General features: G+C 41.6%; 11 protein-coding genes. 10 read left to right on the top strand and 1 reads right to left on the bottom strand.

What is annotated here, in order from left to right; translation table 11 throughout:
• Positions 1 to 98: 98 nt before the first annotated feature.
• Positions 99 to 2,957 carry an outer membrane beta-barrel protein gene (locus KTO63_RS03420; protein WP_217789747.1) on the bottom strand — a complete coding sequence of 953 codons (2,859 nt, stop codon included), beginning with the start codon at positions 2,955 to 2,957 and terminating at the stop codon, positions 99 to 101.
• 468 nt (positions 2,958 to 3,425) lie between these two features.
• On the opposite strand from KTO63_RS03420, the gene KTO63_RS03415 reads away from it, so the two are divergent.
• The 10 genes from KTO63_RS03415 to KTO63_RS03370 all read left to right on the top strand — a co-directional run bounded on the left by KTO63_RS03415 (position 3,426) and on the right by KTO63_RS03370 (position 13,405).
• Positions 3,426 to 4,985 (top strand): HAL/PAL/TAL family ammonia-lyase, encoded by a 1,560-nt coding sequence (locus KTO63_RS03415; protein WP_217789746.1) that lies wholly within the window; start codon positions 3,426 to 3,428, stop codon positions 4,983 to 4,985.
• Positions 4,986 to 5,171: 186 nt separating this feature from the next.
• Entirely contained in the window at positions 5,172 to 5,900 is a 729-nt protein-coding gene (fabG, locus tag KTO63_RS03410) for a 3-oxoacyl-ACP reductase FabG (RefSeq protein WP_217789745.1), read from the top strand.
• Positions 5,901 to 6,040: 140 nt separating this feature from the next.
• Positions 6,041 to 7,267, top strand: coding sequence for a beta-ketoacyl-[acyl-carrier-protein] synthase family protein (locus KTO63_RS03405; RefSeq protein WP_217789744.1), 1,227 nt, complete (start codon positions 6,041 to 6,043; stop codon positions 7,265 to 7,267).
• Positions 7,268 to 7,344: 77 nt separating this feature from the next.
• Positions 7,345 to 7,602 (top strand): phosphopantetheine-binding protein, encoded by a 258-nt coding sequence (locus tag KTO63_RS03400; protein WP_217789743.1) that lies wholly within the window; start codon positions 7,345 to 7,347, stop codon positions 7,600 to 7,602.
• The gene (locus tag KTO63_RS03395) at positions 7,602 to 8,483 is read left to right on the top strand and encodes an LpxL/LpxP family acyltransferase (protein ID WP_217789742.1); all 882 of its coding nucleotides are present in this window, start codon (positions 7,602 to 7,604) and stop codon (positions 8,481 to 8,483) included. The genes KTO63_RS03400 and KTO63_RS03395 overlap by 1 nt, the downstream gene beginning before the upstream one ends.
• A 76-nt stretch (positions 8,484 to 8,559) precedes the next feature.
• Positions 8,560 to 10,131, top strand: coding sequence for a hypothetical protein (locus KTO63_RS03390; RefSeq protein ID WP_217789741.1), 1,572 nt, complete (start codon positions 8,560 to 8,562; stop codon positions 10,129 to 10,131).
• A 178-nt stretch (positions 10,132 to 10,309) separates the two neighbouring features.
• A complete protein-coding gene (locus tag KTO63_RS03385) occupies positions 10,310 to 10,753 on the top strand; it encodes a 3-hydroxyacyl-ACP dehydratase (RefSeq protein ID WP_217789740.1) in 444 nt (147 codons plus the stop codon).
• A 142-nt stretch (positions 10,754 to 10,895) separates the two neighbouring features.
• Positions 10,896 to 11,543, top strand: a complete 648-nt coding sequence (locus KTO63_RS03380; RefSeq protein WP_217789739.1) for a hypothetical protein — start codon at positions 10,896 to 10,898, stop codon at positions 11,541 to 11,543.
• Positions 11,544 to 11,755: 212 nt separating this feature from the next.
• Complete coding sequence (locus tag KTO63_RS03375) at positions 11,756 to 12,181, top strand: acyl-CoA thioesterase (protein ID WP_217789738.1); 426 nt, start codon at positions 11,756 to 11,758, stop codon at positions 12,179 to 12,181.
• Between the two features lie 81 nt (positions 12,182 to 12,262).
• Positions 12,263 to 13,405, top strand: a complete 1,143-nt coding sequence (locus KTO63_RS03370; protein WP_217789737.1) for a beta-ketoacyl-[acyl-carrier-protein] synthase family protein — start codon at positions 12,263 to 12,265, stop codon at positions 13,403 to 13,405.
• Position 13,406: the final 1 nt, after the last annotated feature.

The following is a 13,406-nucleotide window of genomic DNA, read 5'->3' as shown; positions in this document are numbered from 1 at the left end:
CTGAATAACTGAATGACTGAATAACTGAGTAGCCCATGTGAAAGATAGTGAGTTACACACAAACCACTCAGTTATTCAGTCATTCAGTTATTCAATTCCTAGTCCCGCGACCTTCCTCTAAAACCTCCGCCACCACCACCACCGCCGCGGCCATTAAACGTTCCCGTTCTTCCGCCGAACTTTCCAAGGTTGTACATAAAGCTGGCCATGAAAAATCTTTGCAGCACCTGCGTACGCGTATCCTGCACCCAGTTGTCGCCCGTACTGGTGCTGATGCTCTTGTTTTGATTTAAGATATCGAGCACGGACAAACGAAATTCGCCATTTTGCTTCTTGAACAATCGCTTGGCAACACTGGCATTCCACAAGGGCACATTCTGATTAAAGCCACTGCTTCTGCCCGTGTTCACAAAAAAGTCGAAATCAGAAGACAACATGTATGTTTTGAAGAACATATACGTTACATCCAAAGAATAGTGGTAGGAGAAATATTTAATGTCCTGCGTTTTGTTCACCGTATAATTAGAGGTGTTGTAAGTCACGTTTGCACTCAATCCAAGATCAAGTTTTTCCTTAATGTTCATGTTGAAATTGAAGCGCTCATTGAGCACCCAATTGTTGGAAAAGTTTTTAATTGAATCCAGGATACTAACATCACGATTGTATCTCGCAGATGTAGTAAGGTTCAAATTCAACGGGCTTTTCTTTCCCGAAGCTACTTTCACCAATGGAATGCCTGTAGTAACATACAAGGATGAATTATAAGCACCATTCACGTTTACCGGAATGATCATTTGTGCCTTATCAAGCGTAATGATCTGGTTTACGATCTTGTTGTTGACGGTAGAAAAATTCAGATCTACACTCAAAAACATAAAGTTGGTCACGTTAAATGTTTTGTAGCTTAATCCGAAATCCTGCGTAAACTGTTGCTTCAAATACGGGTTACCAGAACGCAATTGCAACTGGTTGGAGGAGTCGATAACGTTTTGCAATTGTGTAATGGTTGGCGCCTGTGTATTTCCATGATAATTGAAACGGATACTTTTTCTTGTGCCTATGTAATAATTGAAATTGGCCGTAGGGAAAAAGTTTACGAAGTTCTGGTTGGTATTTGTTGTGTACGGCGTTCTCGTAGAGTCGAGTCTAACGCTTTCATTTTTGATAGTAGAAAAATTAATGGCACCGCCCAATTGAAAATCATATTTCTCTTTCTTCACGCGAAAGTTTGTACCCGCACGATGCGAGATCTGGCTATTTTCAAAATGGTTCGTCAGGCCAATGTTTGGCAAAAGAAATTTTTCTAAAGTGCTATCGTAGTCAAAAGTCTTTTTATCGGATGTGCTTTGATTGTTGCTGTAAGCGTAGTTGAATTCAAGAATTTTATTTGCTCCGATGCCTTCCGTAAAAGAGGTGCTGATCGTGTTATTCTTTGAATCTCCGGTTTGCCTGTTCTGCTGGTTTTGATTGTTGTGGTAATATCTCACGCTATCCGGTGTAAACCTTGCCTGGTCAGACAAAACATAGCTTGTGCCAGAGTTGTCGCTGAACCCTGTGTTCCAGCCAACGGTTAATGTACGGCCCACTTTTTTAAAGCGGTGACGGAATAGCAAATTGTTGCCAAAGTTCCAGCCATCCCTGGTGCCGTTGGTTTGCCTGTCGGCCAAAACCGCTAAATAATCATAAGGCTTTGTGGATTCTGTTTTTTGGCCGCTCTCACTATAGTTTGTAGAATGCTGCGTGCTGAATGAGGGTGTAGCCAAAAGAGAGTTCATTGAATCGATGGCATATTCCCACCTGAAATTGATACGATTGTTCAGGTTTTTATTGTTGGAAGAAGAAATGGTATTTGAATTCGATGATGAATCCGTATATAAATTTTGTCTGTAGGTATAGCTGTTATTAACCGTTTCAGAATTCGAAATAAAATAGTTGCCACTCACATCCATTTTAGGTGACCATTTATCGCGATAGTTAAAACCGGCATCCCAAACTGTTGTGTTACCGTCGGCGCTTCCGCTGTTGCCGCCGCCATTTCCACCGCCACCACCACGGCCGCCACCGCCGCCTCCTTTATTTCCACCGCCACCGCCGCTGCCAAACATATCCGAAGATGTAAATCCAGCAACGTTCACGTTGTTTGCGCCACCCACTACAGACAATTGTGTATTCTGTTTAAAATCATTGAACATTAAACTACCGTTATAACGATCGCTGGTTCCTACACCCACATTCGCACGACCGAAATAACCTTTCTTTTTATCCTTCTTCAGTTTAATGTTGATTGTTTTTTGTTTACTGCCATCATCAATTTTGGTAAACTTCGCCTGATCGCTCATGTCGTCAAACACCTGTACACTCTCAACCATATCTGCCGTCAGATTTTTTGTCGCCAGTTTGGGATCGTTGCTGAAGAATTCCTTTCCGTCCACATATACCTTGGTAATCTGTTCGCCCTGGTTGGTAATGTTGCCGTCTTTATCTACTTCCACACCGGGCAGTTTTTTCAAAAGGTCTTCCACCGTAGCGTTCGGTTTCGTTTTAAAAGCGCCGGCGTTAAACTCTACGGTATCTTTCTTAATAATGATGGGCGGTCTTTGCACGATTACTTCCTGCAGCATATCTGACTGCTTCGCCATTTTGATCGTACCTAATTCTACAACAGGGTTATTCTCAATTAAATGTAAAGTTGTGTCAAAAATGCTATAGCCTGTAAAGGTGATTAGCAAGCGGTATTTGCTGGCCGGAATATTTTTTAAAGAAAAATGACCCTTACTATCCGCTATGGTAAAGGCGGTTTGAGAAGAATCTGTCAACAACATCAGGCTCACTGTTGCATCTGAGAGCGGTTGTTTGCTGGCAGAATCTATGATTGCACCATGAACGGAAACTTTGTTTTGGGCATTTGCAAAACTGGCTACTAGAACAAGCAATAAGAGGGAATAAATCTTCTGCATCGGGCAAAATTGGTTAAGGTTCAGGTTGTTTAACGATTAAAAATGGCTTGGGTGCTGCACCCGACCCGACAGGCTTTTAGAAACCTGTCAGGTCGGGTAACTCGGCGATTAATTTTGCTGTATTAATAACAATTACTAACCAGCACATGCTTTTAGACGAAAAATCGCCCAAAAACTTGCTACGGCCATTATTTTTTATACAAACGGTAAGGGAACATTCCCGTAACTGAATAACTGAATGACTGAAGACTGCTATTTGATTATGCCCTTGGAAATCGGATGTTTCAGTTATTTGTCTCCCCCCCCAAAGCTTGCCTTCAATAAAGCTCTTCAGCCCCCAACCCCTCAGTTATTCAGTTACTCAGTTATTCAGTTAGTGACAATGCCCGCAAAAAGATGCCTCCAATGCTGAAAAATTCTGTGGTTTACCCTATTTTTGGCACCCTAGAACTATTTAGACATTATCGAATGAAATCTATACCGGAAAAGCATTTTACGCTTAGCGACTTTGAGGAGGTTATTTTTAAAGGAAAGAAAGTACAACTGCAAGATGCCGTAATAAAACGCATCGAGGAGAACCATGCTTTTTTGAAGAACTTTTCTTCCAATAAACTTATATACGGGATCAATACCGGCTTTGGGCCAATGGCTCAATATAAAGTGAGTGAAGAGAATTTACTTCAACTACAATACAACCTGATTCGCAGCCACTCCTCCGGCAGCGGAAAACTAATGGAACCCATTCTTGTAAAATCGTTAATGATGGCGAGATTGGGTAGCATTATGCAAGGCTATTCCGGGGTTCATCCACAAGTGGTGGAAGTTTTGCAAGACCTCATCAACAAAGATGTTTATCCATGTATATACGAACATGGTGGCGTAGGTGCAAGTGGCGATTTGGTTCAGCTTGCTCACTTAGGGCTCGTACTGATCGGCGAAGGCGAAGTGATTTATGAAGACAAAGTGCAGCCAACAGAAGAAGTATTCAAAAGATTAAATATTACTCCGCTTTCAATATACGTGCGTGAAGGCCTTGCCATCATCAACGGAACATCAGCAATGACGGGCGTTGGCATGGTGAACCTGATCCAGGCAAAAAAATTATTGCACTGGTCATTATTGCTTTCTGCAATTACAAATGAAGTGGTGGAAGCATACGATGATCACTTCTCTCACGAACTGAATGTTGTTAAAAGACATTTTGGTCAAAACAAAGTGAGCGAAATTTTGCGCGATCTTTTGAAAGGCAGCAAGCTCATCCGCAGCAGAGAAGAACATTTATACGACGCAGAAAAAACCGACAGAGAAATCTTTACCGATAAAGTGCAGGAATATTATTCACTGCGCTGCATCACTCAAATATTAGGACCGATTTACGATACGATTCGCCACGCAGAAGAAACTGTTGTAAACGAGGTGAATTCCGTAAACGACAATCCTGTGATTGACCACGAAAACAGAAACGTATTTCATGGCGGTAATTTCCACGGCGATTATATTTCCCTGGAAATGGATAAACTGAAAATTGCCGTGACGAGATTGGCGATGTTGTCCGAAAGACAATTGAACTATCTGCTCAACGAAAAACTGAACCAGAAGTTCCCACCATTTGCAAATCTTGGCGTGCTTGGTTTAAACTTTGGTATGCAGGGCATGCAGTTCCCGGCAACATCTACCGTTGCGGAAAACCAAACGCTTTCTTTCCCAATGTATGTGCACAGCATTCCCAACAACAACGATAACCAGGACATCGTGAGCATGGGTTGTAACGGAGCGCTGATCACTAAAAAAGTTATTGACAACTCTTTCGAGGTATTGACCATTCAGGCGGGAACATTGTTGCAGGTAATTGACTTCGCAAACTTTGGTGATAAACTGGCACCCGTTTCCAAAAAAATGTACAAGAAATTAAGAGAGCTGTTCCCCAAATTCGTGGAGGACGTTGCTCCTTATAAAAAATTGAAAGCAGTTAAAACATTCTTGGAAAATACAGATCCGTTTGTAGAAGTAAAAAGTCAGTCAATTTGAAAATTTGAAGATTTGAGAATTTGAAAATTCGTTCTGTGCAACTTTTCATTTTTTAAACTAGCTATCCATATATCCGGGAGCGGCTAATAAATTTAGAGAAACGCACTTAAAGCATTTTCAAATTCTCAAATCTTCAAATTTTCAAATTATTGCAGTCTTGAATTCACCCTTTCAAAAAATTTTCTCATGAAATGCGCATTAGTCACAGGAGGTAGCCGCGGAATCGGCAGAGCAGTTTGTTATAAATTAGCAGAGCAAGGCTATCATATTATCGTAAATTACAGAAGCAACGAACAGGAAGCGCTGGCAACTTTGGAGAACATCAAAGCAAAGGGTGGATCGGGTGAATTGTTGAAATTTGATGTGGGTTCAAAAGAAGATATTCAGTCTGTGCTGGGAGCATGGATAGAAAATAATAAAGACAACAACATCGAGGTGCTTGTAAACAACGCCGGCATTAAAGAAGACGGCCTGATGATGTGGATGAAAGATGAGCAATGGGAAAATGTTTTAGGTACAAGCCTCAACGGCTTCTTCTATGTAACACGGATCGTGCTCAACAGCATGCTCATGAAGCGTTACGGAAGAATTATCAACATGGTTTCATTGTCTGGCCTTAAAGGCCTGGCAGGACAAACAAATTATTCCGCTGCCAAAGCGGGTGTGATCGGTGCTACAAAAGCGCTGGCGCAAGAAGTAGGAAAACGCGGCGTTACCGTAAATGCAGTAGCTCCAGGGTTCATTCGAACAGATATGACCGAAGGCCTGCCAGAAGACGAACTGAAAAAAATGATACCGGTGAACAGGTTTGGAACAGTGGAAGAAGTGGCACACGCGGTGGGTTTCCTTGCCGCTCCGGAATCGGGTTATATTACCGGAACGGTGATTTCAGTAAACGGAGGATTGTATACTTAGTTGTTGGTTGATAGTTGTTAGTTGTTAGACATTCAGGTCGGTCAATCTGACAACTTGTAAACAGCCAACTAATTTTTTGGGAAGACAGGTTTAAACGCCTAACAACTAACAACCATCAACTAACAACCTATCTTTGTAACATGAACAGAGTAGTGATAACAGGATTGGGCATTTATTCGTGCCTTGGGAAAAACCTGGATGAAGTAACCAAATCGCTGCATGAAGGAAAATCAGGCATTGTTTTCGACCCTGAACGCAAAGCATACGGTTATCGCTCAGGGCTAACCGGTTTTGTGGAAAAACCTGCGCTGAAAGGCGTGCTTGATAGACGTGCACGCATCATGTTGCCCGAACAGGGCGAATATGCCTACCTCGCCACTTCAGAAGCAATGCAAAACGCAAAGATCGATGCGGATTATCTCACAACGATTGAAGCTGGAATTTTATACGGAAACGACAGTTCTGCTGCGCCGGTAATTGAGGCGACAGACATTATCAGAACAAAAAAAGACACGACTTTATTGGGTTCCGGTTCAGTGTTTCAAACAATGAACTCAACGGTGACCATGAACCTGGCCACTATTTTCAAACTCAGAGGTATAAATTTTACCATTAGCGCAGCTTGCGCCAGTGGCTCGCATTCTATAGGATTGGGTTATCATTTTATCAAGACCGGTTTGCAGGAAATGGTGGTGTGTGGCGGCGCACAGGAAATCAACTATCTCTCCATGGGTAGTTTCGATGCGCTTTCAGCATTTTCCATTCGTGAAGCTGATCCTACAAAGGCATCCCGACCGTTCGACCGCGACCGCGATGGATTGATCCCCAGCGGAGGTGCCGCGACCGTAATATTGGAAAGCCTGGAATCTGCCCTCAAACGAGGAGCTCCAATTTTGGCTGAAGTAGTGGGTTATGGTTTTTCCTCAAATGGCGCCCATATTTCGAACCCAACCGTGGAAGGCCCCGCAAGGGCGCTGAACATGGCCCTGAGAGACGCCGGTTTACAAAGCAAGGACATCGACTACATAAACGCACACGCCACTTCCACCCCGGCGGGTGATGCCAGCGAGGCAAAAGCGATTGATGAGGTGTTTGGGTCCACAAAACCATACGTAAGTTCCACAAAATCAATGACCGGGCACGAATGCTGGATGGCCGGCGCAAGCGAAATCGTTTACAGCATGCTCATGATGCAAAACGGCTTCATTGCCCCCAATATTAACTTCGAAAACCCCGATGAGGATTCTGCAAAACTCAATATTGTAAAAGATACCATTAATGCCAATATTGATATATTTTTGTCGAACTCCTTCGGTTTTGGAGGAACAAACTCATCCCTTATCGTAAAAAAATATGCGGGTGTGTAAAAAAGTACAGACAAGGCATTGCCTTGTCTCTACAGCTCTATAATACCTATTTAACCCCTTAATGAAAAATAATGAAAATGAGTAATGAAGAAATAATCGGGAAAATCAATGAATTCCTGGTTGAAGAGTTTGAAGTGCCTGCGGAAAAAATTACTGCCAACGCTAACCTTAAAGAAACGCTTGAACTCGATAGCCTGGATTACATTGACCTTGTAGTGGTTATTGAAAGCAACTTTGCTTTTAAAGTAAAACCAGAAGATTTTGTAGGAATTGTAACCTTCGAGGATTTTTACAACTACATCATTTCCCGCGTTAATGCTAAAGAATTTGCTTAATGTCTTCCTGGCAAGGTAGATCAAAAGGTACCCCTTTGGGGTACCGGATCTTTATATCCATACTTAAAAATTTTGGTGTTGTTCCTGCCTATTTACTATTAAGATTTGTTGCCGGGTACTACTTCCTTTTCGATAGAAAGTCATCAAAAATTTTGCGAAGCTATTTTCGTGACCATTTGCATTTCAGCAAATGGAAGACGATTGGCATGATGTACAAAAACTACTACGTGTTTGGTCAGGGCATCATCGATAAAGTAGTAATGATGGCCAATGTAGAGAACCAATTCACTTTCGATTTTGACGGAGAAGAAAACCTCCGCAGCATCACCGCGCTTGGCAAAGGCGGCTTGCTCTTAAGTGCCCATTTAGGCAATTGGGAGATAGCAGGTCATTTATTAAAGCGCCTCGAAACCCGCATCAACATTGTGATGTATGATGGCGAGCATGAAAAAATAAAACAATACCTCGAAGGTGTTACCGGCAAACGCAACATGAATGTGATCGTTATCAAAGACGATATTTCGCACATTTATGCCATCAACGAAGCGCTAAGAAATAATGAACTTGTTTGCATGCACGCCGACAGGTTTGTAGATGGAAACAAAACCGTATCGCACGAGTTTTTGGGCGAAGAAGCCAGGTTTCCTCTGGGCCCCTTCATTTTAGCATCTACATTTAAAGTGCCCGTTTCTTTCGTATATGCATTCAAGGAAACCAATAAGCACTATCATCTTTTTTCAAGTGAGCCCAAACGTTATGGGCATTTGACAAAGGGTGAAGTGGTTCCTGCCTTGCTAAAAGATTATGTAGAAGAAATGGAAAGAAAGACCAAACTATATCCCGCACAATGGTTCAACTATTACGATTTTTGGAAAGCCTGACATAATTAATTAACGGGACAGTCATTTGCAACATATAATTTTCTTTTTAAATTTATCCCAACCTAAACCAAAGAAAATGCAAAGACTGTTATTGTTGGTCCTGGCAATATTTTGTATTACGGTTTGCCGGTCCCAGTTCAAAGTTATTAGCGAAGGACAAATCTTCGACGAACCGGAAGAAGGTTACACAAAGATTCTTCAACTTAAAAATGGCAATACGCTGTTTTTAAATTTCACTTTTAAAGATGGTATTTACGTAAAACCTTACGACAGTAAACACAAGGAAGGCACAGAAGTGCACATAGATCCCTCGTATGGCAATTTCTCCAAAAAATCTTACAACGCATTTATTGAAGGAATTTTTGAAGTGGCCGGTGATGTACTGGTATTTGTAGGAAAAGTTGAAAAAGGAAATTCGAAGCTATATCGAATGATCATTGACGGTAACACTGGTAAACTTAAAGAAGACAAAGTGATATACGAGCTAGATGTGTCTACACTCGCTTTTTACATTAAAAAAGACCAGTACTCTGAAAACTACGCCGTCCTGATGATGAACGGAGAACGCTCAGATAAAGACAGAAACATTGAAGCATATCATTATGACGCAACCAACAAGGTGATAAACCATGCATCCTATCGATCGCCGGAAAACTTTTTTAAGTATTTCGAGTATGTAGATATGGTTGTGTTGGGGAAAGACAGAATCTGCGTGATGACATATGCTTACAATACAAAGAAGAGTGGCGGAAGGGCAAGCGAATTTTTATTGGCGAATATAACAGCCGGTGATTCTTCTATAAAAATGACTAAGCTGAGCAACACACAAAATATTGAATCGGTAAAAGGGCGCCTCAAATATAATCCGGTAACGAAGAAAATAATTGCAGTGTTTTGTCTCAAAGAAGATGTGAAAAAGGGCGGCTATATACCGTACATTGCTTTTATAGATCCACAACAGAATAAAATAGAGAGCACAAACATTATTGCGCCTACTGCCGCAACAGCAAAAAGTGCCGAAATTTTTGGCGATAAAAATACGTTCTACGGACTGCCGCAAAATATCTACGTAAACAACGACGGCAGTTTTATAGTTGTTCATGAAGAAATATCTGTGACAGCGTGGACATCAAGCTCAGGAACTACCACTTACCTGACCACGCTTGGCAATATTGCCGTTTCTATATTTAGTGTAACCGGTGCAGAGCTCGGCAGCTACCTGATTCCCAAAAGCCACTACCTGCGCGGCCAGGAGCTCTATCCTTTTTATCTTGCTGACAGAGACGGACAGGCACAAAAAATGGACTTTGGCAACCAGTACAAATCCTTTTCCTACATAGATGGAGTCAGCAAATCATACATACTATTTAACGACATTGCAGAAAATGAAGAAAGGGTTGAAAAAGGAAAACTGCCAAACAAAATTGACGGCGTTGCTGATTGCGATGCCTATGCTTACAATATTGAAGGGCGAAACATAATGCCGGGAAGAAAATATGTTTTTGGTGAACCCGGCAGAAAGGAACACAACCTTGCTGTTTTCTCAGTATCAGATTATGACAGGAACAGCAATATCTACGTGACTCTAAAACTTGCCAAAGATGGTAGACACAAAGGAGTACAACTGGTTTGGTTGCAACCGAGCTAGGGACTGAGTAACTGAATGACTGAATAACTGAAGGGCCTCGACCTTGTCGGGGTCTTTTCTTTTTCAATTGATAGTTGGTAGTTGTTAGGAAAGCCAACGCTGAAGGCCAAACAACTAACAACCATCAACCAACAACTCAAAAAGTTGTAGCTTCATTTTTTAAACGTGCAATTTATCCATGACAGAAAAATTTCCGGTAGAAAATATACAGCCGCTCATTCCCCAGGCGCCGCCATTTGTGATGATTGATGCTATTGTTAAATCTGAGGCAACAGCAACTCGCAGTACGTTAAACATAAAAGCAGATAATATCTTTGTAGAGAACGGCTTGTTTCGTGAGCCGGGCCTTTTGGAAAACATCGCCCAAACCGCTGCGGCGGGCGTTGGTTTCGAAGCACAAAAAGAAAATAAACCCGCGCCTATCGGATACATTGGAGCAGTGAAGAATTTTGAAGTGTTTAGCTTACCCAAAGTCGGCACCACAGTCGAAACCGAGATTTTTGTGAGCAACAGAATTTTCGACGTCACTGTTATCACTGGCAAGGTTTGGTACGACAATGTACTGCTTGCACAATGCGAGATGAAAATTTTTGTGCAACCGGAAATGCCGGCGAAAGCATAGTTGGTTTTGAGTAATGGGTTATGTGTTATGAGTTATGAGTTTGCGAAAGGCAGTTCACAACAGGATTATTGTTGCACCTATTAATTATTAATTCTTTTTCGCAAAGCGAAAAGCAACACTATACATCAAACTCTCAAATTGTATGAAACATTTAAAAACAACACTGATCTTTTCTGTTTTGTTAACCGTGTTTTCTTTCGGCGCTGTTTATGCCCAAATACCAACACCCAAAGACGTTTTTACAACCGACCAACCAATTACCTATCTCGGCATTGATTTCTCAAACGCAAGACTGATAGGGGACACAATCTTTTCGATAACAGATCTTCCGACAAAATTCGAGGCAATCAACAATGTTCCGGTAAATGAGGCCAAGAAATACGACATAGGAGCCGCGCTGAAAAAAACACATATAACCAACGATCTCACCGTAGTAAAAGAGCTGAATGATAAAACGGACCCCTCTACATTTCTTTCATCCAAAGATGCTGATTTCATGAGGTTCAAGGAAGCAGATATCAGCAAAATAGTAAGCGGCTACAATTTCAAAGGCAAAACCGGCGTGGGCCTGGTGTTTATTGCAGAGGGCCTAAGTAAACGACAGGAAAGAGCTTCCATGTATTTGACTTTTGTGGACATGAAAACCAACAAAGTTATTTATACGGAAAGAATGGAAGGGAAAGCCGGCGGCTTTGGCTACAGAAACTATTGGGTAAAACCTGTTTGGAGTATAATCGACGAAATAAAGAAACATAAAGACGAAGAATGGATAGCAAAGTTCTCAAAATAGTTTTTTGCAAAATATTTAATACGAACCCGGAAGAGCACAAAATCTTCCGGGTTTTTGTTCTATTGAGTTAAACGTGCAACAGGCTTCGACAAGCTCAGCCTGACAGTGTAAACGGACTATCAGGCTGAGCTTGTTGAAGCCCATCAAAATAAATTACAATCCAGCCGCTTCAATGCTTTCCGACCAAAAAATTATCGTAGGTTTGGCCTCTTATGAAAAAAGTTCTGACCCATAAAACGGAAATAGCGGTAAAGTTCAATGAGGCAGATCCGTTAGGCATTGTGTGGCACGGCCATTACATCCGCTATTTCGAAGACGGAAGAGAGTCGTTTGGTGAGGCCCATGGGTGCCGGTATCTTGATTTTTATAAAAACGGCTACGTAGTACCAATCGTAGGCGTAAACTGTAATTATAAAAAATCATTGAAGTATGGCGATAAGGTAATTGTCGAAGCAACCTATATACCAACGCCGGCGGCAAAAATGAATTTTGAATACACCTTGTACAACGCGAAAACGGGAGATATAGTGGCAACGGGAACTTCGGTGCAGGTTTTTCTTGATCTTGAAAACTCAAACCTTCAGCTGACACGACCGCTTTTTTTTGAAGAATGGCTAAAAGAAAAGAACTTATTATAAACCCTTAAACGAGAACAATAAACCAGTAAGAACAGAAAAGTATTTTTTACTGTTTATTTTTGCTTTTTACTTTCCTTGCGTATGCCAAAAGTTTTTGTAGTTGCAGATAATATTTTCTCACCACTCGGCAGCACCACTGCTGAAAACTTTAGTGAGCTGTTAAAAGGCAACAGCGGCGTACGTCGGCATTCACGCACTGAAATATTTAGTGAACCTTTTTTTGCCGCCATTTTTTCCGAAGAAAAAAACAAAGAGTTGAATGCGGGCATTCAAAACGCCAATGCATATACGAAGTTCGAAAGGCTCCTGATTCAATCTATAAAAAATGCATTGTCGCTCTGCGAAGTGGATATTCAATCTGCTTCAACAGCGATTATTATTTCTACCACAAAAGGAAATATTTCGTTGCTCGAAAACGAAACTGTAACAGAGGCAATGAAAGCGCAATTGCCTTTACATTATTCAGCAAAAGTAATTGCCAATTATTTTCACAATCCTAACTTACCCATCACGATTTCCAATGCATGCATATCCGGCATTTCTGCATTGATAACTGCGAAGAGATTGATAGAGACAGATCAGTTTGAAAATGTGGTAGTAGCAGGAGCAGATGTGATTTCATCATTTATTTTCAGCGGCTTCAATTCATTCCAGGCCATCAGCAAGCAGGTGTGCAAACCTTTCGATGCTGAAAGATCGGGCATCAATTTAGGAGAAGCAGCAGCAACCATCATTTTATCCAAACACAATAAAAATGCTTACGCCACTTTAGACGGCGGTTCTGTAAGCAACGATGCGAACCATATTTCGGGTCCATCACGCACAGGCGAAGAGCTGGCCATTGCCATCAAAAAAGCAATGCACGAAGCTGGTACAAAAAGTGACGCGATAGATTTCATTTCAGGTCACGGTACAGCAACACTGTACAATGACGAAATGGAAGCAAAAGCCATTAATATTGCAGGTTTGCAGGACGTGCCGGTCAACAGCCTGAAGCCATATTTCGGCCACACACTTGGTGCGGCGGGGATATTGGAATCTGTTGTTGCGCTAACCACAATGAAGCAAAATACAATCATACCGACACAGGGATTTGAAAACATCGGAGTTCCTGTGCCGGTAAATGTGCCCAATACCATTACCACAAAAAACATTAATAAAATACTCAAAATAGCTGCCGGCTTTGGTGGATGCAATGCGGCACTTGTTTTAAGTAAAAATTAAA

Origin of the sequence: Pinibacter aurantiacus, from assembly GCF_019130065.1 — a bacterium.
GTDB classification, from domain to species: domain Bacteria; phylum Bacteroidota; class Bacteroidia; order Chitinophagales; family Chitinophagaceae; genus Pinibacter; species Pinibacter aurantiacus.
This window is presented reverse-complemented; position numbering and strand designations above follow the sequence as displayed.